The organism is Eubacterium barkeri (assembly GCF_900107125.1).
GTDB lineage: Bacteria > Bacillota > Clostridia > Eubacteriales > Eubacteriaceae > Eubacterium_O > Eubacterium_O barkeri.
Map to the genome: position 1 here is coordinate 19,108 of NZ_FNOU01000001.1, position 24,949 is coordinate 44,056.

The window sequence follows — 24,949 nt, forward strand, 5'->3', positions numbered from 1 at the left end:
CAATTTACCGGGATAAAAGCGTCCCGACCCGGAAGGCGGGAAAGGCGGCCATGAGTGATGATTGGGCTTCCGGTGCCGCCACGGCAAGCACACAGCTGGAGGGCCCGCCGGATTGGCAGAGATCCAGGGGGCAGTCCTTATCAAGCTGAAGGGACAACTGATGGAGTCCGGCGATGGTGCGGGCTTCATAGGCAATACCCTTGGAACCCACCGGAACCAGCTCATGCACCTGGGGGTTGGCCCATAGTTCTTTTAAATGGTCGTAGGTCGCCAGGGGTGCTTTCGTATTCGTCAGAAAGGCCATGCCCACCAAAGGGGTACCGATGCACAGCAGGATATCTCCGGCTTGGCAATGGGGTGGCGTAAAGGTGCCGGGCAGATACCCCACGGCTGCAGTTCCCACCCCAGTCATGGAAGTGGGAAAATTTTCCTCGGTGGAGCCTGTGAGGCAGTCCGGGGAAAGACCCGCCAGCTTTAGCTCGTCAGAAAAGCCCTGAATAATGGCTTCGCCAGTGGGATGCATTTCCGAGCAGATCCCATCGGCCAGAATCAAGACCTCCGCGCCAATGCACAGAAGCTCAAAGAGGACCACCCGTGCCGAAACCCGCCCGCAGTGGTAGGGGGGACATTTCAGAAAATCTTCGGACTTTTCGCCGGTGCTGCCACAGCTGTCGGCGGCCACCACCACGGTTCCCCCGGGAATGGAGGCAAGGGTTAAGTCCCGGTACTTACTGATGGTCATGGTTTTTGCGGGTAATGGCCGGCAAGGGCTGGAAGCGTGCCGGCAGGAGATTGTAGATGATCACGGCCAGCACAACATTGAGGATGGCCGCAGGGAGCAGTGCCGGAATCAGGCCAATGGCCACAGGTAAGGTAAAAACAGGGGCCACGGCCAGCAGGGCGATGGGCACATTGACAATAACCGCCACCACACAGCCCAGGCCGTAGGCAAGGATGGGGTTTAGCTTTTTAAAGAGGCAGCCCTTAATGGTGAAGTAAAAGGCGATCATGGTCACAGACATCATAATGGCTGTGATGATGTGGGCTGGCAGGGTAAAGGGGAATCCGGAAAGGGCGGCGGTGAGCAAATGGGCGATGGCAGCAATGACCGCTCCCCAGCCCCAGCCTAAAATGAGGGTGGCTAAAAAGGCCGGCAGGGCATCAAAGGCAATGGAGCCCATGATTTTAATATTGGCGCCAACAAAGGCGAGGGCAATAAAAAGGGCAGCGTAAACAAGTTTTTTAGTTTTGTCATTCATGGTGTAATAATCCTTTCAGTGCGTTAGCGTGATGTAAGATGGGTAAAATCAGGATGGTTATCCAGATCAAAGGGGGTTGCCTGGTAGACATAGTAATTCAGCCAGTTCTGGTACAGTAAATTAGCGTGCCCCCGCCAGCGGACCATTGGAGTTTGGGTGGGATCGTCATTGGGGTAATAATTGGAGGGGACCGTAATAGGCTTACCTGCAGCGATATCCCGATCGTATTCCTGCTTTAAGGTGTTGGCATCGTACTCACTGTGACCGGTCACAAAGAATTGGCGCCCCTTCATGGCCGAGGCAATGTATACCCCGGCATCCTCGGAAATAGCCTCCAGCATCAGTTCAGGCACCGCTTCAATATCCTCGGCCCGAACCTCGGAGTGTCGGGAGTGGGGAACGTAGAAGGTATCATCAAAGCCTCGGAACAGCGGACAATAATCTGGTTCAATATGATGGGGGAAGACGCCGAATAATTTTTCTTTGAGATCGTACTTCGGAACCCCATAGTGGTGGTAGAGAGCCGCCTGGGCCCCCCAGCAGATATGCCAGGTGGAGAAGACATGGGTCAGGCTCCAATCCATAATGTCCACCAGTTCATCCCAATAATCCACTTCTTCAAAGGGAAGGGATTCAATGGGCGCACCAGTGATGATCAGACCGTCGAAATACTGATTTTGTACCTCTGTCCAGGTTTTATAAAAGGTATCCAGATGGGCAAGGTCCGTGTTTTTACAGTCATGGGTCTCGGATTGCAGGAGGGTGATATCCACCTGGAGGGGAGTATTCCCAATAAGGCGCAGAAGCTGGGTCTCCGTGGCAATCTTGGTGGGCATCAGGTTCATAATAGCCACCCGCAGGGGGCGGATATCCTGGGTATCCGCCCGGCCCTTGGCCATGACGAAGATATTCTCATTTTCCAGGGTGGTAAAGGCAGGGAGGTTATCAGGTATTTTTATGGGCATCGTGTTTACCTCGTTTATTGATTTGAATTAAGAAAAGCAAGCCAAGTGGTGGGAAGCGGAAATCCGCAGTTATGCTATTGAAACAAAGGGGTGGACAGATAGCGTTCCCCCGTATCAGGCAGGAGCAGGACAATGGTTTTGCCGGCATTTTCAGGGCGGCGGGCCAGGGTGAGGGCACCCTCCAGAGCAGCCCCGGCAGAAATGCCTGAGAGCAGGCCTTCGCACTGGGCCAGCATTCGGGAGGCCCGGTAGGCGGCCTGATCGGAAACCGGGAGGATTTCATCGATAATGTTCACATCAAGGATGCTGGGGATGAAATTTGCCCCCAGACCCTGGAGGTTGTGGGGGCCTGCTGGTCCTCCAGAGAGGACCGGGGAGTTTTCCGGCTCCACTGCAAGGATGCGGATTCCCGGATTCTTTTCCTTCAGGACCTCCCCAACCCCCTGGATGGTCCCGCCGCTGCCAACGCCGGCGACAAAATAATCCATATTGCCCTGGGTGTCTGACCATAGCTCCTGGGCAGTGGTTTCATGATGGGCCGCCACATTGGCGGGGTTGTCAAATTGGCCCAGAAGAATGGCTCCCGCAATGGCATCCCGCAGCTCTTTGGCCTTGGCAATGGCGCCGCCCATGGCGGCGGTCCCGTTGGTAAGGACGATTTCTGCACCGTAGGCCATGAGGAGAGCCTTGCGCTCCGGGCTCATGGTCTCTGGCATGGTGAGAATCAGGTGGTACCCCCGGAGGGCACACACCAGGGCCAGACCGATGCCCGTATTGCCGCTGGTAGGTTCGATAATGGTGCCGCCAGGCTTTAGCAGCCCCTTGGCCTCGGCATCATCAATCATAGAGAGGGCCACCCGGTCCTTAACGCTGCCGCCGGGGTTAAAGGACTCCAGCTTAGCCAGAAGGTCCACTTTCAGGCCTTCCCCCTTTATAATATGGTTCAGGCGCAAAAGGGGTGTGTGGCCAATGAGTGTCGTTAAATCATTAATAATCATAAGTTCGGTCCCTTTCGTTCAAGCGGTATTTTTAATACCGATTATTCGGATGAATATGATATGAAATATACCACTCGGCCCTTGGATTGTCAATAAAACGGTGGTTTTTAAAGCGAAGGTTTGCGGACTATGATATGATAATAATAAGACCCACCGGGAGGAAAAAAGGATGCTAAAAGAGACCAACAGGAAATGCTTTGAGGGGATGGCCACGACACCCCAAAGTGAAAAATGGACCCAGGCGATCATGCGTGGAGAATCCCTGTACAGCCGAAAGACTGATATCCGAACACCCTTTGGGCGGGATTATACAAGAATTCTTCATTCCATGGCCTATCGCCGCCTGAAGTACAAAACCCAGGTCTTTTTCTCCCCGGAGCACGACCACGTCAGCACCCGCATCGACCATGTTCACTACGTGGCATCCATTAGCCGGATCATCACGGAATTTCTGGGGCTTAATGGAGAGCTGGCCGAGGCCATCGCCATCGGCCATGATTTAGGGCATACCCCCTTTGGCCACGATGGGGAGCGCACCATCGCCGCCATTATAAAGGAAGAGGGGATCATCCCACAGGGTGGGGATATTCCCTTTTGGCATGGCATGAACGGCCTGCGCTGTGTGGATTCCCTGGAGCTTTTAGAGGGACCGGATGCCTGCTTCCACAACCTGGACCTCACCTATGCTGTACGGGATGGCATCATTGCCCACAGTGGGGATATTATGGGACGGGCCCTGATCCCCAGGGAGGATGCCATCGAGCTGTCGGCCTTTAAGGTGCCGGGGCAGTACGAGCCCTTTACCTGGGAGGGGTGTATCATCAAGCTGGCGGATAATATCTCCTATCTCGGACGGGATATTGACGATGCGGTCATCCTGGGACGGATGGATGCAGACGCCCATGCCAAACTGACGGATATCGTCATCCGCTATGCCAAGGCCTGCGGCGAGGATGCCGCGGGGATTAACAATGCCAACATCATCCATTTACTCGTCACGGATCTGTGCTCCCACAGCTCACCAGCAGTGGGCATCCGTTTTTCCGACGAAGGCTACGCCGTCATGGATGCGGTGCTTCATCTTAATCGGGAGACCATTTACTATAACCCCATGCTCAAATCCTACAGCGAATACGGGGATACTGTTATCCGAAGGGTGTATCAGGTGTTATCTGGCTGGTGCGAGGATTATGAGGGAAACCTGGCCCATTATGCCCGCCAATACCCCCGATTAACCGCAGAATTTTCAGGCTGGCTGTCAAAATATTGGGATGGACCCAGGGGGGAGCGGTATCAAAACAAAGTGGTTTATAGGCTGAAGACAGATCCTCTGGCCTATAAGCGGGCCATTGTGGATTACATTGCCGGGATGACGGATCGTTTTTTGGAAGGGCTTTACCGGAGCTTTATTACCTTCTGAAAAAAATGAAAAATGCATTGACACTGAAAAAATACAGGTTTATAATGAAAACAACTTAAATTGTGAAGGGAACCAATGTCATGAAAATTCGTGAAATGAATACAAAGGCATATTTTGGCTTTAGCTGGGGCTATTACTATAGCGCTGGCTATTTTGCGTGCCTGCCTGCGGATTCATTTCAGAGCAATTAAAGGGGTGGTAAGGAACCGCCACCCATGATGATTGGATACTGAAGACCCGTAGGCATGATGCCTGCGGGTCTTTGTTTATTTCTAAGATGTATAATTATTCAGGAAAGCAGAGGAAAAAATACCATGATTGTCGTTATTAAACAAGGCGTACCAGAAGCTGAGGTTAAGAAGCTTGAAGAGAAAATAGAATCCCTGGGCATTAAGATCCATTACTCCAAGGGAGAAAACACCACGATTTTAGGGCTGGTGGGGGAAACCCAGATGGTGGATATGCATAAGCTGCGTTCCAACGCCATTGTGGAAAAGGTCCTGCGGGTCCAGGAGCCCTACAAGAAGGCCAATCGCGCCTTCCATCCCCAGGATACCATTGTGGATGTATCCGGTGTACCGGTGGGCGAGGGACATATCACGGCCATTGCCGGGCCCTGCTCTGTGGAAAGTGAAGGGCAGATTGTGGATATTGCCAAGGCGGTGAAGGCGGCAGGGGCCAAGATGTTAAGGGGCGGCGCCTTTAAGCCCCGGACGTCCCCCTATGCCTTCCAGGGCATGGGACCCATGGGGCTGGAGCTGCTGCTCATTGCTAAAAAAGAAACGGGGCTGCCCATTGTCACAGAAATCATGGATCTTTCCCAGATTCCTCTGTTTGAAGAAGTGGATTTGATCCAGGTAGGTGCCCGGAATATGCAGAACTTCACCCTCCTGAAGGAATTGGGGCGGCTGCAAAAGCCCATCCTCTTGAAACGAGGCCTGTCAGCGACCATGAAGGAATTTCTCATGGCGGCGGAATACATCATGGCTGGGGGAAATGAAAATGTCATCCTCTGTGAACGGGGGATTCGGACCTTTGAAACCGCCACCCGGAACACCCTGGACTTAAGCTGCATCCCCATGCTAAAACGCAAGACCCATCTCCCCATCCTCATCGATCCCAGCCACGCCACTGGTGTGAGCTGGATGGTGGAATCCATGTCCAAGGCAGCGGTGGCCGCCGGGGCAGATGGTTTGATGATTGAGGTCCATAATAATCCCGAGGAGGCCCTGTGTGATGGGGATCAGGCATTGCTCCCAGAACAATTTGGCCAGATCATGGAGGTTGTGCGGAAGTACGCCGCCATTGAGGATAAAGAAGTCTAGAGAAGAAAAGGAGAAACCGTCATGATTATCGTCTTAAAACCCCAATCACCGCCATCTGAGGTCGAACGGCTCACCCAGGCTCTTTTAGAGCTGGGGGTTCGTATCCACGATATTAAGGGAGAAGAAACCACGGTCCTGGGGCTGGTGGGGGAAACCCAGATGGTGGATATGCACAAGCTGCGTTCCAACGCCATTGTAGAAAAGGTCCTGCGGGTCCAGGAGCCCTACAAGAAGGCCAATCGCGCCTTCCATCCCCAGGATACCATTGTGGGTGTGTCCGGGGTCCCCATTGGCGAAGGCCACGTCACGGTTATCGCCGGGCCCTGCTCCGTAGAAAGTGAGGAACAGGTGGTTGACATTGCCAAGGCCATCAAAGCCTCTGGCGCCAAGATGCTAAGGGGGGGCGCCTTTAAGCCCCGGACTTCTCCCTATGCTTTCCAGGGGATGGGCCCCACAGGCCTCGGTCTGTTGCTCAAGGCCAGAGCCGTCACCGGCCTTCCCATCGTGACGGAAATCATGGATTTATCCCAGATTCCCCTCTTCGAGGAGGTGGATATGATCCAGGTGGGAGCCCGGAATATGCAGAATTTTACCCTTTTAAAGGAGCTTGGCCGTCTGCGCAAGCCTGTCCTCCTCAAACGGGGGCTATCCGCCACCATGAAGGAATTCCTCATGGCGGCGGAATACATCATGGCCGGAGGCAATGGGCAAATTGTGTTGTGTGAACGGGGGATCCGGACCTTTGAAACCGCCACCCGGAACACCCTGGATATCAGCTGTATTCCCGTGCTAAAGCGCAAGACCCACCTGCCGGTCATCATCGATCCCAGCCATGCCACGGGCCTTAACTGGGCGGTGGAATCTCTGTCCAAGGCCACCATTGCTGCCGGAGGCGATGGACTCATGATCGAGGTTCATAATAACCCAGAGGAAGCCCTGTGTGATGGGGATCAGGCCATTACCCCCCAGGCCTTTGACGGCATAATGACCACCCTGAAGAAATATGCTGAATTCGAAGGGAAGCAATTATAAAATGAAAAACCTGGCAGGAAAGAATATTGCCATCATCGGTTTGGGTCTTATGGGAGGGGCTCTGGCCATGGGACTGCGGAAGCAAGGCCCCGCCGGGATCGGTGCCTTCGACATCAATGAAGAAGTGCTGGAGACAGCCCTCCAGGATAAGGTGATCGATTGGGGAGAAAGCACCTCTGAGGGCGTGGCAGAGATGTTAAGCCGGACGGATCTGGTCATTTTCTGCTTATATCCCAAGCAAACCGTGGATTTTATCATAACCCATATGACGGATTTTAAAGAAAAGGCCGTTCTCACCGATATTACTGGGGTCAAACAGGCGTTAATCGATGCCCTGTCTCCTTGTATGCGCCCGGATTTGGACTTCATTTTAGGCCATCCCATGGCCGGAAGTGAAAAGGAAGGCTATGGCGGTGCCGACGATTCGATCTTTAAGGGGCGTAATTATATCCTCATCCCCCGGGAGAAAAACCATCCTGAGAATATCACCTGGCTAAAGGCCATTATCCGGGATTTAGGCTTTGTCAATATCGTGGAGACCACCCCGGAAATTCATGATCAAAAAATTGCCTTCACCTCCCAGCTTTGCCACGTCATCGCCTGCGCCCTCATCGATAGCGAAGAGGATCGGCATATTTCAGACTTTGAGGGAGGAAGCTTTTGTGATCTCACCCGGATTGCCATGATTAATGCCGAAATGTGGACAGAGCTTTTCATGAGCAATAAGAAAGCACTCCTGACACAAATTGAGAAATTTGAGGAAGCCCTGGATTGTATGAAAACTGAAATTGCAAATTCCGAGGATGAAGCACTGAAGCAGCGGCTCCAGGATGTCAGGAGAAAACGGGTTGCCATGGAGATTGACCGGCAAAATAAAAAAGCCCGGATGATGCTGAACTTAAAAGAAAATTAAAAAATAGCGAACTGAAATAGTTTACTGTGAAAAAATTACATTACATATGATTTTCAGTATTGACTTTTTTTACAGAAGGTCGTATACTGTACTTACATCAAGGAGATCATTCAGAGATGACACACACCCATCTTTGAAGGATTGATGTTTTAAATCATAATATTACCCCCTCTCTCCATTATAGAACCTCGAATGCATCCCCCCTTAAAGGCATTCGAGGTTCTTTTATACCCTGGAATGAACGAAAGAAAAATCGGGAAAAGAAACCTTAAGTTTCGCTGAAAAAATTACATTACATATGATTTTCAGTATTGACTTATTTTTCATGAGGTGCTATACTGTAATCACATCAAGGAAGTCAATCGATGTGACACACACCCACATTTGAAATCTTGATGAACAACCAATCATAATATTACCCCCCTCTCCATTATGAACCCTCGAATGCCTCCCCCTAAAAAGCATTTGGGGGTTCGTGTTTTCTTAAAGATTTATGAAAATAACTGCCTTAAAAGATACTGAAAAAATTACATTACAGTACATTTTCAGTTTGACAAATTTTTCATAAGAGCGTATACTATAGACACATCAAAGAAGTAAATCATAATATTACCCCTCTTTAAATAAGAAGCCTTCGTACCGTCCCCCCTAAAGGTACAAGGGCTTCTTATTTTTTATCAAAGATTATGAATGCCTTAATTTCATTCAAGAAAATATAAATTTCATGTATTTTCACTCTTGACTTTTTTTACATAAGGATGTATACTTTAGATGCATCAAGAAATACTTTTCAGCTTGTTACACACCCAAACTGAAAATTTTCAAGTGATGTTTACTCATCAGGAAGCGAGAACCTGATGGGCTATCATAATATTACCCCTCTCTCCAAGAATCCCGGCGTCTTCCCCCCAAAATGTGATGCCGGGATTCCTTTTTTTGCTTAACTTTGGGAAAACACTCTTCCCTTTTAATGTAATGAAGTGTATAATAAGCTTAAAATTATATTAAACGCAAGAGGAGTAGTGTAAATGAAGAGAAAGAGTTTGTTGATGGTTCTAATCCTGGGCCTGTTGTCCTTGGCCTTGTTCGCAGGATGCAGTAATGGCGGATCCACCAATTCAGAAAGTGCAACCAATGATGATAAAACCTTTGTGATCGGCTTGGATGATTCCTTCCCCCCCATGGGCTTTAGGGACAAAGATAACAATATCATTGGTTTCGATGTTGACTTAGCCACAGAAGCGGCAAAACGAATGGGGATGGAAATCAAGCTGCAGGTCGTCAATTGGGATACCAAGGAAATGGAACTTGAAAATGATAAGGTCGATGCGCTCTGGAATGGGCTGACCATCACCGACGAACGGAAAGCAGCCATGGACTTTACCAATCCATACCTGGAAAACGATCAGGTCGTTGTTGTCCAGAAGGGTTCAGATATTGCCAATATCGCAGCCTTAGAAGGTAAAAAGGTTGGCGTTCAGAAGGGATCATCTGCCTATGATGCCCTAATGGATAACCCTATTAATACAAAGATTGACAGCGGGAAGCCCGTGGAATTTGATGAGAATGTATCGGCACTCCAGGATTTGGCATCTGGCCGTATCCAGGCAGTGGTGGTTGACTCCGTCGTTGCCCGCTACTATATTTCCTCTGAAAATGCAGATTTCACCATCTTAAGCGATACCCTGTCACCCGAGCTGTACGGTGTAGCGGTTAAGAAAGGCAACACTGAGCTGAGGGATAAGATCCAGAAGGCCATGGATGAAATGGTTGCTGACGGCAGTGCCGCTAAAATTTCAGAAAAATGGTTTGGTGAAAATATCATTTACACCGGGACCAAGTAGTTTAGTCACAAATACGATTGGGGGCTTTGCGAAAGCAAAGCCCTTTTAGTGTTCTGGGAGGCAGCCCTCGATGAGGGCTTCTCCTTATTATCAAATAGGAGTAGGAGATTTTTATGGATTATTTGATTTCAGTGATGGGTCCCATGCTGGAAGGGGCAGGGGTTACCTTGTCCATCTTTGCCATCACCCTGGTGGCCTCCATCCCCCTGGGATTTTTCTTTACCCTCATGGCCAGGAGCCGTTTTGCACCTCTTCGGGCTTTTGCGGAGGTTTATATCTATATCCTTCGGGGAACCCCACTGCTGCTGCAGCTATTATTCGTCTACTTTGGTCTGCCGCTCATTCCGGGAATTGGTCCACTTTTAACCTTTGACCGTTTTGTGGCCGCCTGTATCGCCTTTGGCCTGAATTACGCCGCCTATTTTGCTGAAATCTTCAGAGGAGGGCTTCTGGCCATTGATAAGGGTCAGTATGAAGCCTGTAAGGTCCTGGGGCTGACCAAGGGCCAGACCCTGCGTACCGTGGTTCTCCCTCAGATGATTCGGGTGTGCCTGCCTTCTGTGAGTAATGAAACCATTACCCTCCTCAAGGACACGGCGCTGGTAACCGTCATTGGGGTTTCAGAAATTCTCCACTACGCCAAAGCGGCTGTCAATCGGGATGGGAATACCTCGGCCTTCCTGGTAGCCGCCATTATTTATCTCGTCATTAACTTCGTCATTACACTCGTGTTTAAAAAGCTTGAGAAAAAGTATTCGTTCTAGGAGCGTATTATGGAAGAAATCATAAAAGTAAGCAATTTAACCAAATGCTTTGGAGATAACCAGGTCCTGACGGATATTTCCTTCCAGGTGAATAAGGGGGATGTAGTGGCCGTTATTGGGTCCTCCGGCTCTGGAAAATCGACCCTTCTGCGCTGCCTCATTGATTTGGAGAAGGCTGACGGCGGGACCATCACCATGGAAGGACTGGATCTGGTTCGAGATGGCCAGTATCCCACTGCCCAGGAAATCCGGGGTATCATTGGTAAAATGGGGATGGTTTTCCAGCATTTCAATCTCTTTCCCCATCTGACAGTAAGACAAAACCTTGAGCTGGCACCCCGGGTGGTGGCTAAGGAGAGTGCCAGGGTTATGGATGAGCGCTGCGAACACTATTTGGGAAAGGTGGGCCTGGAGGGGAAAATTGACGCTATGCCCTCCACCTTATCCGGTGGTGAAAAGCAGCGGGTGGCCATTGCCCGGGCCCTCATGATGAACCCCGATATCCTGCTCTTTGACGAGCCCACCTCAGCCCTGGACCCAGAGCTGACCGGTGAGGTGCTGAGCGTCATGCAGGAGCTGGCAGAGGAGCATATGACCATGATTGTAGTCACCCATGAAATGGGCTTCGCCCGTCGGGTGGCCAATAAGGTACTGTTCATGGATTCCGGGATTATTCTGGAGGAAGGACCGCCAGAGGAAATCTTTGAGCACCCCAAAAATGAACGGACCAGGGAATTCCTCCAGAGCATCACCCGGAAGGAATAGACCGATGAAAGGCGAGACACCTTCGGGTGTCTTTTTTTTGAAATGAAAGCCAGGGATTTGACAAATAAATTGTGGAGTACAGAATACAATGATATAATGAAAAAAATATCTTGGAGGGTAGCGGATGATTGATTACCGAATCGAATATGAAATATCGGCGATTTTAATTCTCGTCATCCTGATGGTCTATTTCCTTGTCAAGCCCCGACGTTTTTCGAAACAGCTTAATCTTTTTATTTTCTATTGTGTAGCTGTATTTTTTATTAATATTACGGATATTGCCACCGTGGTTTTGGGGTGGCATCATGCGGTCGTTCCCCTATGGCTCCTTTATGGAACCAATGCCCTCTACCTCTGTTTAGGCTTTATGTTGCCGTGCCTTTTGGCCCATTACGTTTTTGTCGCTGTTGGAAAGAAGCGAAACCTGCCATATTTAATGTATGTGCCTGCCCTGATTGGCATCCTGAGTATTTTGATTATCAATCCCTTTACCGGTTTTTTTATGTCTTTTTCTGCGGATGGCAGCTATATCCGGGGGCCCTTCAATGCTCTGGAACTCATTGTCGGGATCATTTATTTAGGGATCAGTTTGGGGTATGTCCTGAGAAATCGTCAGAGCATTGCAAGGGAAACCTATTACACCATTCTAGCGGCAATTCTCATCAATGTCATTCTGGGTGGGATTCAGGCGTTCATGCCGGCCTATCTCCTGACGGGTTTCGGTGGCGCCCTCACCGTCGCGGTCATTTATCTTTCGGTTCAGAGCTATAATGATCAGGTCGATTCTTTGACGGGTCTACCCAGTGTGGAGGCGTTTTACCTGGACGTCTGTCGGTTGTTATATAAGAAGGACAATGATCCCCTGTGTATTATTGTCATGGATATTCAACGGTTTAGCACGATTAATATGCTTTTAGGGTGGAAGAAAGGGAATGATTTCCTGATTCGCATCGGGCAGTTGATTCAGCAAAAAATTGATTTGGAGTGGGGCACCTATGCCCGCATGGAATCCGATCATTTTGTAATCTGTGTACCGCTTCGTCGTCTGGAAGAAAACAAAGAACAGATTCTTAACAATCCCGATTTGGGAGGTAGTAAGGCTTTTCCCATTGTACTGACCTATGGTGTTTACGTCATCGATGATCCCAATCTGCCGGTGGCATTGATGTGTGATCGTGCACTTTTAGCCCTTAACACGGTTAAACAAAACTACATTGGGCGAATGGGCTGGTATACAGCGGAAATGGGCGAGCGCCAATTGGCAGAACAGAAAATTCTGACAGAGATGGCGTCAGCCTTGTCCAAGGAAGAATTTATCATCCAGCTCCAGCCTGTATTCGACATTGAAAAGAATTGCCTGGCCAGTGCCGAGGCCTTGGTGCGGTGGCATCATCCTGTGGAAGGCCTAATCCCACCCAATGACTTTATCCCCCTTTTTGAAAAAAATGGGTTTATTCGGCTGTTGGACCACTACACTTTTAATGCGAGTTGTGCCATTTTAGCGGACTGGCGGAACCGGGGATTGCCCATGGTCCCGATTTCTGTCAATCTTTCCCAGGTAAGTTTTTACAATGTTAATCTGGGAAAGGAGATGAAGGAGACCCTTACGCGGTACGATATTCCCCAGGAATTTATCCATATTGAAGTGACGGAAAGTGCTTATATGGAAGAGCCGAAAAAGATGATGGCAACCATTAAAGAACTGCAAGCCGATGGTTTTATCATTCTCCTGGATGATTTTGGCAGCGGGTACTCCTCATTAAATGTCTTAAAAGACATTCCCGTGGATATTCTTAAAATTGATTTGGAATTTCTCCGGGGATTTGAAGAAAATGACAAAGCTGAAAAAATTCTGTCAGCGGTGATCCATATGGCCCAGGCCCTGGGGCTGCCAATGGTGGTGGAGGGGATTGACTCCGAGGGACAACTTGCCTTTTTAAAATCCCGGGGGTGTGAGTTTGGCCAGGGGTATTATTATGCTAAACCCCTCTCGGTGATTGATTTCGAAGGAATGCTTCAGTTGCATCATTGTTCATATTCGCAATCGGAAGAAAGAATTCCTAAATAATGCATCGACAAAGAAAAGCTCACCGAAGAACGCAAAGAAAAAGCGGAGTACGCCAAAAAGGTTGGTCAATTAAGCATGCAGGTTGATTGGCTTAAAAAATCTGAAGAAATTTGTGACCTGACTACGAGAGTACGTTTAGTCCAAAACTTTTGACGACTAAAGAAATACCGGCTTCTATAGGAGCAAAGCTCCTAGATATTAACCGCACAAGCATTTATTACAAGGAGGCACAGCCAGTGAACAATAAACCTAATACAAATATTATCATGTACACAACAGTTGATGGCTTAACAAAAGTTGAAGCCACCTTTGACAATGATACCGTCTGGCTTTCTATAGACCAGATGGCAGAATTATTTCAGCGTGATCGTAGTGTCATCGGCAAGCACGTTCGCAATATTTTTAAAGAAGGCGAATTGTTGAAAGAATCAGTGTGGGCAAAATTTGCCCACACTGCCGCTGACGGCAAAGATTACAACGTTGATTACTATAATCTAGATGTTATTATTTCAGTGGGATATCGTGTAAAGTCTGTTCGTGGTACACAGTTCCGTATCTGGGCGACAGGTATTCTGAAAGAGTACATGAAAAAAGGTTTTGCAATGGATGACGAACGTCTCAAAGGCAACGGTGGTGGCAGCTACTGGAAAGAACTGCTCGACCGCATCAGAGATATCCGTTCTTCTGAAAAAGTGCTTTACAGACAGGTTCTTGACCTTTATGCTACTAGTGTGGATTACAATCCTCACAGTGAAGATTCCATGCGTTTCTTCAAAATTGTTCAGAACAAGCTGCACTTTGCTGCTCACGGACACACTGCCGCCGAGGTCATATACGAGAGAGCCGATGCGGAAAAGCCATTTATGGGATTGACCTCGTTTTCTGGGGAACTCCCTGCGTTGAAAGATATTTCTATTGCGAAGAACTATTTGGAAGAAAGCGAACTGCGAGTGCTGAATAACCTCGTATCTGGTTATTTTGATTTGGCTGAAATTAATGCTATTGAGCATAAACCCATGTATATGAGTGATTATGTGCAGCAGCTTGATTCCGTTTTAACTTCCGGCAACAGAAAGCTGCTCCAAAACAGCGGCACAGTCAGTCACACACAGGCGATTGTAAAAGCAAAATCTGAATACCGCAAATATCAAGAAAAAACAATTACTCCCGTAGAGCAGGCATATTTAGACAGCATCAAGGTACTTGAAAAAGAAGCAAAGAAAAATAGCAAGAAATAGGAGGTGGTTGAATTGGATGGATTACATAATCTAATGTATAAAAAATGCCCATGCTAGAGCATTTTTACTCTTGCATGGGCATTTTCTTCTGTTTCCATTTTGAAGGTGTCACTCGAAATTTACTTGTTTTCATAAATCCTTCAGTGAGCGTGCACCAGGGGTGCGCGCTCTTTTTTAGGTTTAGGGTTAGGGAATGAGTCGGATTTTTTCCAGCTCGTGGCCGTAGGTTTTAAGGAAACGACGGGCATCTTTAATATCCTTGCGGGCCTCTTCATCGGAAACCCGTAAACAACGGGTAGTGTAGAGGATGGCAAAGGTGGCAATACCGTCGACTGTCATATCCAGCTCACCGTTGCAATAGGCATTCAAACAGGCTTGATGCGCCCCCCGGTCCGATATGATCGAAGCGGCGCAGATGGTGTGTCCCAGATGGGAGAGCTCTTGTTTAAAGATGTAGTCCATCTGACCCCGAACCACTTGGTAATACTCGTCATTTTTTAAGATTTCATGGTAGAACTGCGTGATTTGAGGATCGACAAAGATATTGTGGTAATAAATATACAGCACAAAGATCTGCTTGCGAATAAACTCGGAATGCTTCATTCGCGGTGCCACGGTATCGATGGTTTGTTCGATGGCTCCATGATAATCAGAAAACAAGGTATCCACAAAATCAGCCTTGGTTGAAAAATGATAGGTCATTGACCCCAAGGTTGAACCCGCCTTATCGGCGATGGCTTGAATCGTGGTTTTATCAAACCCTTTTTCATAATATAATTCTTTTGCACAGTTTAGTATTCGGGCACGGGTCATCTTGCCCTTTCGAGTCGGACTCATGGCACTTCACTCCCTTCTTTGCATAGCGATATCATTTTTGTATATTTTATCATCATCAGGTTTAAGCGACAAGTTAAAATGAAAAAAATGGATAAAATTAAGGAAATTTTTGGAAAGCAACCTCGGTTAGTATAAAGCGTCGCTGTAAAGTCCAGGCCAGCCTTCCACAGTAATGACGCCTAAGCGCCTTAAAACTTTATAGAAAACAAACAAAAAAATTATAAAAAATTATATATTATAATGGAAGGGAGAGATAAAATGTATAGCTTGTCGTTTAGGATATAATTCATGTCGTTTGGAACAATTTTCAATTTTTTAAAAGAAGTTCATATAAAATATATTTAATAAACGGCAGAAAAAATATAAATCTGATGATTGAACCGATGATTGCGATGTGATACAGGCTGTGTTGATCGGTATTATCATTAGAGAAGAGAACAAAGGTGAAATGAATGAAGATATGTACAGATCAGCAGTGTGGAAATTGGACGACCCGGTATAAAAACCATTGTCATGCCTATAATAAGATTAAGACTAACCCCCAACAATGCGAAGCACGCATGTCCATGGAAAAAGCCAGAGCCATCAGCGCTTTGCACGAATGGGAAAGAAAGAAGCAAAAGATGGGCCTGTACATAGGTATCGGAGAGAATGACACATAAGTGCCGTTGATTCCGATACGGCGCATGACACTTCAAAGGAGTAAGCAAATTATGGATTTATTTTTTTATCCCATTGCGCGGATTATATTATACCTGGTAACCATCGGGACGATCATCGCCTTCCTGCTATCCGTCCATCACGAACGCAGGCGGATGCTGAACTGCGTCCTTTTGGTCAGTGCCCTCACATTACTATGGGAATGCGTCATCGTCATTGCGGGCTATGTTTATGCCCAGGACATTACGGGCCACGTGGTTATACCCCTTATCATTCTGGCACTGCTGTTTGCCACAGGGATGGTGATAAATGGGCTTGTGGTCATTAAAAAGGAAGGGTTCTCCATTGCACACAGCCTATCCTTGTTTCTGGGCGGTATCATCGTTCTATGCATCGCCGCCTACATGGGCTTTTTATTTTATGCGCTGCATTTGCTGGAGCACAACCATGGGGTAGACGGGATACCCAGAATAGTCGAAATGATTTTTTATACCGGTATGGCACTGGCGGCTTACCTTCCCATGATGATGATCGGGTTTTTACTGTACGCCATGCTTTATCAGAAACTACCGATCAAAAGAAAACCGGATTATATCGTCATCCTGGGGTGTGGGCTTGCGGACGATCAGGTTACTCCCCTTTTAGCCAGCCGTCTGGACCGGGGCATGGCCTTTGACCAACAAACAGGACAGCAGAGTATCTTCCTCGTTTCAGGGGGGAAGGGAGCCGATGAACCCATCTCAGAAGCCCAGGCCATGGCGAACTATCTCATGGAAAAGGGAATCCCCCAGGAACGAATCTGGAAGGAAGATCAATCTACCACCACGAAAGAGAATCTCATCTTTTCAAAAAAAATGATGGAAAAGCAGAATCCAAACTATTTTTGCGTCATTGCAACCAATAATTTCCATGTTCTGCGGGCCGCCATTTTTGCAAAAGCACTGGGTATCAATGGTGAAGTGATCGGCGGAAAAACCGCCAGCTACTACCACCCGGTGGCGGTACTCCGTGAGCATGCCGCATTGATTTGGGCTTACAAGAAGCTGTTCATGATTTATGGCATCGCTGTACTGATTGTGAATATTTTATTGATGCTCTGAGGGCTGTCACGCATGGGACAGCCCCTTTTTTACTTGATAAAGCCCTAACTTTCAGAGTGGGTTTTACTTCGCCGTACAACCAGGACAAAAAGTGCCGTCATCACCGCAGATAGGGCAGCCACGGGGGGGCGGTGGTCCGTCCCTGTGGGGACATTTTCACGGGTGGTCAGTGGGGCTGTGGGTGCGGGGTCATGCCCGGTCACCGAAAGGCGGAAGGTTTCCGCTGTACCGGAAACCGCAGCACCGTGGGCATCATACCCCTGGACGGATACGGTGAGGCTTTGACCGGCCATGTCATCCGTAATGGCCAGGACGTGGCTGAATTCCAGCTCCGAGGGGGTGGTCCAATCGCTGTTGTCGACCCGGTTGAGGGTTGCCACGGGTTTTTCCTCAGTCCAACGTTGGGCGCCGTTATCCAGGGTATAGACCAAGGTAGAGATTTTATTGTTCAGGGTATAGCTGTTATCTCCGTTATTCGCGACATCTGCAGAATCCAGCGGGATGGGGGCGGTGACGCCTTGGATGGCGAGGTCTGTACCAGGGGCAATGGTGACACCATCCCTTAAATCCGTGTCTGTGGCTAAAATGCCAGGGGTTTCGGTGTTGAGGGTATTATCCAGGGTGCCGTCAGCCACGGTATCGGCCCGGGTGAGGGCCAGATAATCCCCGGAATCAAAGGGGACGATGTTCCCGGTGAGGCTGATGCCGGCATCTGGCACCACCAGGCTGGGCTCTCCAATATCGTAATAATAGGCGGCAAAACGATTGGGGTCCGCAATGGCTCCGACGCTCTGAAGGTAACCGAGCTCCACAGAGTAGGAGGAGCTGCTGGCCTTCATGTTATACACCACCATATGGACCTTACCGGCGGTGTATTCTGTGATATCCGCAGCTCGCCACATGGGCAGGATTTCAGCGAAGACATTCCCCTGGCTGAAATAGCCCGGGAAGGGGTCGTTATAGACGGTATAGCCCATTTGGTCAGCCCAGGTCTGGACTTTGGCAAAATGACCGCTGGGACTGAAGCGGGCTAACACCTTGTCGGGGTTGGTGCCGATGGTAATCTTCATGGTGTCGGAAGAAAGGACCGTGCTGCCATCATTGGCATACAGGGAAGCGGTAATGGTGTAGTCACCATCAGCCAGAGCCGGATAATCGTGACCTCCGCCATCCACATAGTTCATCTGGTCATCGATGGCGGCATGGGTCGCTCCAACGATAATGCCCCGGAATTGGGTATCGCTGTAATAGCATTTGATGCTGCCGTTTTTCAAGGAAGCAACCGGGTCGGCAGGATCATAGAGAATTTCTGCCATCCCTGCGGATTTGAGCTGTTCCCGGTTCGGGTCACTTTTATCGTAGTAGCTGACCAATGGGTTGGATACATCTAAGTTATCATTATTCTTCTGATGCTGGGAAAGGGTTCGCACCGTGTTACCGCTCCCATCCGACAGGGTAATGGTCAGGACAGCGTCCTCTGGAATTACCGCATTGTTGGCAGTACCCAGGGTCCCCTGGACGCTAAAGGACCGACCGGAGGCAATGGTGCTGTTGGCGGCGGTGGGCACCGTCAGGGTCAGAGTAATATCCCCATCGGCAGCATTGCCGGTTTCGGGAAACAGGGTAAAAAAACTTAAAAATAGGATGAGGCAAAGTGGAAACACACATTTCTTCATAATAAACTCCCTTATGATTATAATACTTAATTGTATCTAAAGGATGAAGCGGATGCAATGGTTTTTATTGTATTGATGTCAAAGTGACGGCAGAAAACTTTAGAGGCTCCCACTGTATACGGATTTGGTACGCTCAATATGTTTTAATGACGACAAAAATACACGCATATACGGTATGTTTATGGTGTGTAGTAGATGAGAAGAGGAGTCGTAAAACAATGGTTTTTTGGGAAAAAATACGGATGGGATTGGCGGTTGTTGCGCCATTATGTTTATTAATTGGTCTGTTTTCAGGAGAGGCGGAAGCCGCAACGATTTATCGCTCTGGGGATGCTGCAGCCAGTGAGGGTGCCTTTACACCCGCGGTGAATGCGGCAGAATATGTGGCGCCGGGCAATCACTATGACGGCGATGGGATCAAGTATTATCTTTTAACCCATGATGAGGAAAAACGGGATTTAGAGTCAATTTCCTATGACGGAAAGGTATTTTCCCTGGAGGGGGTAGCCGTTCAACCATCCAGTGATATTGACTTTATAAATTTGGAATTTCCCAATCGTGACGGTACAAGGATCAAGCTTTTAAATTATGCTGTTCCCTCACGGGATTTCACCATTTTTTTTGATGATGGTCTTTACAATGATACGAATAGTACGAATTACACCGCTTTATCCAAGGAAAATGCTTCTTATGTGGGGTTGAATCGAGATGCACTGGGGGAATCGACGGCAACGCTGTCCAAAGAACCCCGCAGTGGCACCGGCAATCCGAATATTGATGATAAAATGGAACGCTGGATTTTCATGAATCCGGAAATTTATCTTGAGAATTTGAAGTTTGACGGGAAAGGAAAGGATATGTACCCTGTGGGTGGGGGGAGTGGATCCAGTCGGGTACCTAAAAATAGAGGTGAGTATTTTTTCGTTGTTACAGGTGGAGGAAAAGTCGCTGGATGTAACAACTTTGTCATGCGGGATGTGGTACTGGAAAATATCGGGAATGATAACAGCACTGAATATCCAAGCTTTTGGGGAGTAGATACCCGTAATAAAAATGTTGCATTGAATGTTCTCTATAATCCGGGACAGGTTAACATTGAAAATATTACCATCCGGAATATTAAAACAACCGAAGGCTATGGTATTATTCAAAATGAATACGTCGATCAGGTTTTTTATAAGGATGTGGCCATCAATGCTGAGAATGCAAATCCCAATAGCCGCTCAATTAAGATTGAGCAATCGGGGACACAGACAGCGGGCAGTGCCACCTTTGTTCCCCCTGAAGAACAGGCCGTTTCATTTTTTGGAGATATTCATTTACCGGATGATCGGATGCATAACCATATCTATGTCCAGGATTATCGATACAAAGGCGTCACAGTACCGGAGGATTTTCGATATGCTTTTTGGAATGTTCAGAACGGGAGTTATTTCAGCAATGCCTTTGAAATTCATCAAACCAGACCGGAGATGGAGAGCAACCGTGCCCTCCATGATTTGAGGGATAACTTTTGGATAATCAGTGCGGATTCGTCGATCCCCCTTGAGGAGCAACTGACGAGCATTCAACTGACGATGAATTATGCAAAGATGGACGATGGAACACTCCGGGCCCCACAGGGAAATATCAAATTAGAGACCAGCACCGCTATCCCTGGATTTAAGCTGCCGGAGAACTTTTCAGATCAAGGGGTTCAGATTGTTGCACTCAATGATGACGATGGAACCTATGATTCTAAAGCCCTTGTTCCGGTTGCCCATGATGCAATCATCGATTTGGTAGGAAATACACCAGTAATACTGTATAACTTTGATTTTCATGAGAATACAGGCTTAACCCTGCAAGAAGCAGCATTGGGAATCCATGGCCTCACGCCAGATCAGTTAAAAGATCCCCTGCAGCAATCGGATTTGGGTGGTGGGGATTATCCAAAATATGAAACCTATGCCATTAACCTGCCGAAGACGCCAGGGGTATTGAATGCACGGGCAGAGGATACTTTTATCAACTGCCGCTTCACTGTCCTGGCAGAGACGCTATCCATAGGAAATATCCCCAATGGAAATATCATGGATGTGGATCAATTTATTCAGCTTTCTCCCGTTTTTAATACCGGGTATACCTTAGATGGCGGTGTTCTGCCCCTCACTCCAGATACCATTGACGATTTAACCACCCAATGGGTTTCAAGTCATCCCGAGGTGGCTTCAATTGATGAAATGGGTAGGCTTCAGGCCCATTCAGAGGGGAAGGTTACCATCTATCTCAAGGCGAGAGATGGTAAGAATAATGGTGAAATTGAAAAGCCCTTTGATTCTGTGGAACTTACTGTCGTCCCCAAGAGACAAGAGACAACACAAACAATCATAACGGATCATCCAGGAACCAATCACAATACTGGTTTGGGATCATCATGGCGTCTTCAGGGGGCGGCTCTGGTTGGGCTATTATTGGGTGCCAGTGTGCTTCTCATCCTTTATTTGAAGAAACGGTGTTAGGATTAAGGCGACGTTATTCTTTATTCAGGGGGAGATTCCCCCGAATTTTGTTGAGGAGCATATTGTACTGCATATCCACCGCATTGATGCCCAGGGTTTTTAGTCCCCCGGAAAGGCCGGTTTTTTCTTGGATCATGGTTTCAATATATGAACCTATGTCAATAGATTGGACACAAAAAGTTGAACTTTTTTTTTCCTGTGTTGTATAAATCCACGATTTGAAACGTTCATAATTTTATGGTATAATATTTTAATTATTATGCAAATATTTTGAAATTGAGATGAATGAAAGTGAACTTATTTAACGGACTGAAAAGATTGTTTTCGGGTACACAATATCGCATTAACAGGGATATACTACTTCAATATATGAATGAGGATATTTCATTTTCCAAGCAAGAAAACTTGTGCTTTTGTGACGAGTTTTTCTTATCACCTAATGAAGCAGATGAGAAATTACACATTGTGATTATCAATTATGATGCTCCTTGTAAAACACCTTTAGAATCAGAGGAAGGTTTAACAGGTGTGATTATTTTTGTGTGCAAGGGAAAGAAATACAATCCCGAAATCGACCAAAAATATTACACGATAGAGGATTTCATTACATATAAACTGGCAAACTACCCGGAATGGTTTACTATGGTTAATGAATTGGTACAGCCGACTTCTTTGGCGAATTACAAACTGTAAAACACCTATTGGTTTGTTGGAAATCGCTCTGTATTGATGTAATGGCGGTCAATCTTCCAGAGGAAGATTATTCCGTATTGGACGTAATGTGATTTATGCAGCGTTTTCTTGGTCGGTGGCAGAGGAAGCATATGAACTTATGCGTGGCTTAGCTCAAAAACACAAGGTTGGATTTTTTGATGTAAGTACAGACAATGGCGATATTATCTTACCAGATGGAACGACTATAGAATGATGCGAAACTGACTTGTTCCAGTTCCTTCTTATTGGAGAAATAGCAAAGCCAGCCAAGCTCTAAAATGGTTGCCCGCTGTCCTGCTATTTTTCCGGGAATGTGGCCACACTTCGGGACACTTTGTTTACAAGTCGGAGTGTAGGGCGAGGGTCAGGGGCTTTCATATACACCCTGTCTGCTGATGAAACCAGTCCTGCGCTTGCGGCTCCACGCCATGCAATCACAGCCCTGTTTTCCTGCCGCTTCAAATGCCCCTGCCTTTCCCGGTGGCAAGCCCCTTTTCGCAGCAACGCCGACAGAGCGTATAACACACACTACACTTTGCAATCAAAGCCGAGATGGACACAACTATATTCAAACATAAGCATGTATCTCCGACGGTATCTATCGGTTCGCCAAAACCAATAGATACCGTCTTTTTGTTTATATCATTTTATTCAAATTCAATATCTTCCTCGGCAATATTGTAAATCTCAAGCTGGGTATCGATATCAATTTTGTTCACTAGCCATCCTCTAAGCTGAGCGTTTTTAATAAATTCATCGATGCGGTTAACACCGTTAATCTCTTTAAACGTTATGACGATACCAAATTTTAAGCCTTCTCCATATTTTTTAGGTAATCTTTCCTTTGTTTTGAGACTTAATCCCCACAGTCCGGTTTCATAGGCCTTTAAACTCTGGTTTTTACCTGTGAAAATTTCCCGAATATGTTTAATGTTATCCCATTTTCTAAAGAGCTTTCGGGCATCCTTTTCCCAGGTGAAATGCTCAGATTCATTCGTCTGATAGTTGTTATTGATTGTTCTGATCTTTTGATTATTCAACCGTCCAAAAGAAATATCCAGTTCTGTATTGGTGTAGTCAACCCCCTGATTTCGGGAACAGGCAGGAAAGTAGCATAAGGTCGCTTTAGCAATAAAGGGATGCTTATCCTTAACGATGGGAACGGGGAGATTATAATTATAGGTATCATACTTTTCAGAAATACCCTGAATGATAAATTGTATTTCATCATCTTGACATTGTACAATATCCTGTATTTTTATTGGAACGACACCATGCCCGATGAGGGTTGAAGCATACTGTTGTTTATCCCATCCTGTTGATGAATGAATTAAAAGTGCTTTTGCAACCTCTCTATTTAAGCCTAATATATCGATTAGATAGGAAAGCTTTCTTGCAATCCATGGAGCGGCAAAGGAAGTTCCCCTTACGAAGGCTTCCCCGGTGGGGGTGCAAACCCGTATTGGTTGATTTTTGTCACCACCATAATAGCTGATATCCGGCTTAATAAAGAAAGAAAGAACAGGTCCCCTTCGACTGTATGAAGCAGGCTTATTTTCAATGCTGACAGAATTTACAACAACTGAGTTCAGAGAATCAGCTGGTGCACCAATCGGTCTTGGGGTGGTTTCCCCTGGCATTAAATTTGTTCCTGCAATTACAAAGATAACATCATTATCAAATTGAATTTTATCAAGGATTGCAGCTTCCGGAGATATAAAGTTTTTATTAATATCTCGTACTGAGCCAAGGGATAAATTCCAAACCTTAATATCTCTATTCTTAGCGACAATTTCATTGATATTTCTTAAAATTGTAAAGGAATGAATGCTGTTCCCGTTTACGACACCAAAATGTCTGACCTTGAATCGACCGCAACCATCATCTAAATGGGGATTGGATGCTGGACCATCGACAATAATTGACGATACGGCTGTTCCGTGTTCCTTGTCGTGAGCAGAAGTTGGAATCTCATCTGAAAGCATTTTGGTGTAATCAACCCATTCTGAAAAATATACATTTTCATCAAACAAAGTATCAATGACACCAATGGTTGGTTCGTTTTTAGGCGATGGAATTTTAATGATGTCATCATCTGTAAATTGAAAATCATCTTTGGTGATTTCGGATAGATCATGAACAGCCATAGAAATGAGGAATGGGGCTTTCTCTTTTAAAATGGCCAACTCATCTGGTCGCAAAAGAATGGTTGTTTCATCCATGATGCGATCAGAAAGAATATTAATCCCAATCTTTTGGAGAAGTTCTTGAGTTTCAACTTCGGTTTGATACAATGTAATAATAGCGTTAGCATTTAAATTAATCGTATCGAGATCAACATCAAACTTTTCTACATAATAAGAATCGATAATTATTTTCAAAAAATTTGCTGGTTTAAGTTCTTTTGCTTGATATCGAAGTTTTTTTTCGTTAATGCTTTTAATCGTAGCATAACTTATTTTGCCATTAAAATATGAATTTAATATATTGATGCAAAGTTTAAGTTTTCCAATTGTTTCAGTTAAAATATCTCTTTGGATATAATGCGTAATGATATGCTTTGGTGAATCTCCTGTCGAAAACTTTGCCCCAACAACCGTTTCATTGGGATCCTTTGATCCTTTAGCCAATAGGGATTTGACGCGATTGCTCTTAGCGGCAACTTTGTTGTAGTGAACTGTTACCAAAGCACCAGAAAAAATATTTTTATCTTTCCAAAATAATTTCAATTCCTCTAGATTTTTAATGAGTGATTCTAATTTAGAAGTATCAACTGATTTACCGGAAGGTAGGTTAGACGGCCCAAATTGATTCTTGGGAGGAGCCTGTTCAAATTGTCCTTTTAACTGTAGTAGGTTATTCAAAATACA

General features: G+C 46.7%; 21 protein-coding genes. 13 read left to right on the forward strand and 8 right to left on the reverse strand.

Annotated elements, in window-relative coordinates; translation table 11 throughout:
• Positions 1 to 4: 4 nt before the first annotated feature.
• From BLU30_RS00090 to cysK, 4 genes are all read right to left on the reverse strand, one after another.
• Positions 5 to 742 carry an AIR synthase related protein gene (locus BLU30_RS00090; RefSeq protein ID WP_090242181.1) on the reverse strand — a complete coding sequence of 246 codons (738 nt, stop codon included), beginning with the start codon at positions 740 to 742 and terminating at the stop codon, positions 5 to 7.
• A complete protein-coding gene (locus BLU30_RS00095; protein WP_090242183.1) occupies positions 729 to 1,259 on the reverse strand; it encodes an ECF transporter S component in 531 nt (176 codons plus the stop codon). The genes BLU30_RS00090 and BLU30_RS00095 overlap by 14 nt, the downstream gene beginning before the upstream one ends.
• A 23-nt stretch (positions 1,260 to 1,282) precedes the next feature.
• Positions 1,283 to 2,224 carry a homoserine O-acetyltransferase MetA gene (gene metA, locus BLU30_RS00100; RefSeq protein ID WP_090242185.1) on the reverse strand — a complete coding sequence of 314 codons (942 nt, stop codon included), beginning with the start codon at positions 2,222 to 2,224 and terminating at the stop codon, positions 1,283 to 1,285.
• 74 nt (positions 2,225 to 2,298) lie between these two features.
• Positions 2,299 to 3,222, reverse strand: coding sequence for a cysteine synthase A (gene cysK / locus BLU30_RS00105; protein WP_090242190.1), 924 nt, complete (start codon positions 3,220 to 3,222; stop codon positions 2,299 to 2,301).
• 169 nt (positions 3,223 to 3,391) lie between these two features.
• Between cysK and BLU30_RS00110 the strand changes: the two genes are divergently transcribed.
• The 9 genes from BLU30_RS00110 (at position 3,392) to BLU30_RS00155 (ending at position 14,591) form a co-directional block, all read left to right on the forward strand.
• Positions 3,392 to 4,642, forward strand: coding sequence for a deoxyguanosinetriphosphate triphosphohydrolase family protein (locus tag BLU30_RS00110; protein ID WP_090242192.1), 1,251 nt, complete (start codon positions 3,392 to 3,394; stop codon positions 4,640 to 4,642).
• A 314-nt stretch (positions 4,643 to 4,956) separates the two neighbouring features.
• Complete coding sequence (gene aroF / locus BLU30_RS00115) at positions 4,957 to 5,967, forward strand: 3-deoxy-7-phosphoheptulonate synthase (protein ID WP_090242194.1); 1,011 nt, start codon at positions 4,957 to 4,959, stop codon at positions 5,965 to 5,967.
• Between the two features lie 21 nt (positions 5,968 to 5,988).
• Complete coding sequence (gene aroF / locus BLU30_RS00120; RefSeq protein WP_090242196.1) at positions 5,989 to 6,999, forward strand: 3-deoxy-7-phosphoheptulonate synthase; 1,011 nt, start codon at positions 5,989 to 5,991, stop codon at positions 6,997 to 6,999.
• A 1-nt stretch (position 7,000) separates the two neighbouring features.
• The gene (locus BLU30_RS00125) at positions 7,001 to 7,912 is read left to right on the forward strand and encodes a prephenate dehydrogenase (RefSeq protein WP_090242198.1); all 912 of its coding nucleotides are present in this window, start codon (positions 7,001 to 7,003) and stop codon (positions 7,910 to 7,912) included.
• Positions 7,913 to 8,940: 1,028 nt separating this feature from the next.
• Complete coding sequence (locus tag BLU30_RS00130) at positions 8,941 to 9,756, forward strand: amino acid ABC transporter substrate-binding protein (protein WP_090242200.1); 816 nt, start codon at positions 8,941 to 8,943, stop codon at positions 9,754 to 9,756.
• 113 nt (positions 9,757 to 9,869) lie between these two features.
• Positions 9,870 to 10,520: an amino acid ABC transporter permease gene (locus BLU30_RS00135; RefSeq protein ID WP_176770760.1), complete on the forward strand. Its 651-nt coding sequence runs from the start codon at positions 9,870 to 9,872 to the stop codon at positions 10,518 to 10,520.
• A 9-nt stretch (positions 10,521 to 10,529) separates the two neighbouring features.
• Positions 10,530 to 11,285: an amino acid ABC transporter ATP-binding protein gene (locus BLU30_RS00140; protein ID WP_090242203.1), complete on the forward strand. Its 756-nt coding sequence runs from the start codon at positions 10,530 to 10,532 to the stop codon at positions 11,283 to 11,285.
• 124 nt (positions 11,286 to 11,409) lie between these two features.
• Complete coding sequence (locus BLU30_RS00145) at positions 11,410 to 13,353, forward strand: putative bifunctional diguanylate cyclase/phosphodiesterase (RefSeq protein ID WP_090242205.1); 1,944 nt, start codon at positions 11,410 to 11,412, stop codon at positions 13,351 to 13,353.
• A gap of 266 nt (positions 13,354 to 13,619) precedes the next feature.
• Positions 13,620 to 14,591: a virulence RhuM family protein gene (locus tag BLU30_RS00155; protein ID WP_090242616.1), complete on the forward strand. Its 972-nt coding sequence runs from the start codon at positions 13,620 to 13,622 to the stop codon at positions 14,589 to 14,591.
• A gap of 186 nt (positions 14,592 to 14,777) precedes the next feature.
• On the opposite strand, the gene BLU30_RS00160 is transcribed toward BLU30_RS00155, so the two are convergent.
• The gene (locus BLU30_RS00160; RefSeq protein ID WP_090242207.1) at positions 14,778 to 15,428 is read right to left on the reverse strand and encodes a TetR/AcrR family transcriptional regulator; all 651 of its coding nucleotides are present in this window, start codon (positions 15,426 to 15,428) and stop codon (positions 14,778 to 14,780) included.
• A gap of 452 nt (positions 15,429 to 15,880) precedes the next feature.
• Between BLU30_RS00160 and BLU30_RS00165 the strand changes: the two genes are divergently transcribed.
• Together BLU30_RS00165 and BLU30_RS00170 are read left to right on the forward strand one after the other, a co-directional pair.
• A complete protein-coding gene (locus tag BLU30_RS00165) occupies positions 15,881 to 16,090 on the forward strand; it encodes a hypothetical protein (protein WP_090242209.1) in 210 nt (69 codons plus the stop codon).
• Between the two features lie 51 nt (positions 16,091 to 16,141).
• Positions 16,142 to 17,188 carry a YdcF family protein gene (locus BLU30_RS00170; RefSeq protein ID WP_176770761.1) on the forward strand — a complete coding sequence of 349 codons (1,047 nt, stop codon included), beginning with the start codon at positions 16,142 to 16,144 and terminating at the stop codon, positions 17,186 to 17,188.
• A gap of 44 nt (positions 17,189 to 17,232) precedes the next feature.
• Here the strand turns inward: BLU30_RS00170 and BLU30_RS00175 are convergent, their stop codons facing one another.
• Positions 17,233 to 18,864: a hypothetical protein gene (locus BLU30_RS00175; protein WP_090242213.1), complete on the reverse strand. Its 1,632-nt coding sequence runs from the start codon at positions 18,862 to 18,864 to the stop codon at positions 17,233 to 17,235.
• 218 nt (positions 18,865 to 19,082) lie between these two features.
• Between BLU30_RS00175 and BLU30_RS00180 the strand changes: the two genes are divergently transcribed.
• Entirely contained in the window at positions 19,083 to 21,365 is a 2,283-nt protein-coding gene (locus BLU30_RS00180) for an Ig-like domain-containing protein (RefSeq protein WP_090242215.1), read from the forward strand.
• Positions 21,366 to 21,378: 13 nt separating this feature from the next.
• On the opposite strand, the gene BLU30_RS14605 is transcribed toward BLU30_RS00180, so the two are convergent.
• Entirely contained in the window at positions 21,379 to 21,501 is a 123-nt protein-coding gene (locus BLU30_RS14605; protein WP_278286231.1) for a hypothetical protein, read from the reverse strand.
• Positions 21,502 to 21,650: 149 nt separating this feature from the next.
• On the opposite strand from BLU30_RS14605, the gene BLU30_RS00185 reads away from it, so the two are divergent.
• A complete protein-coding gene (locus BLU30_RS00185; protein ID WP_090242217.1) occupies positions 21,651 to 22,058 on the forward strand; it encodes a hypothetical protein in 408 nt (135 codons plus the stop codon).
• A gap of 668 nt (positions 22,059 to 22,726) precedes the next feature.
• On the opposite strand, the gene BLU30_RS00195 is transcribed toward BLU30_RS00185, so the two are convergent.
• Complete coding sequence (locus tag BLU30_RS00195) at positions 22,727 to 24,943, reverse strand: S8 family peptidase (RefSeq protein WP_090242219.1); 2,217 nt, start codon at positions 24,941 to 24,943, stop codon at positions 22,727 to 22,729.
• Positions 24,944 to 24,949: the final 6 nt, after the last annotated feature.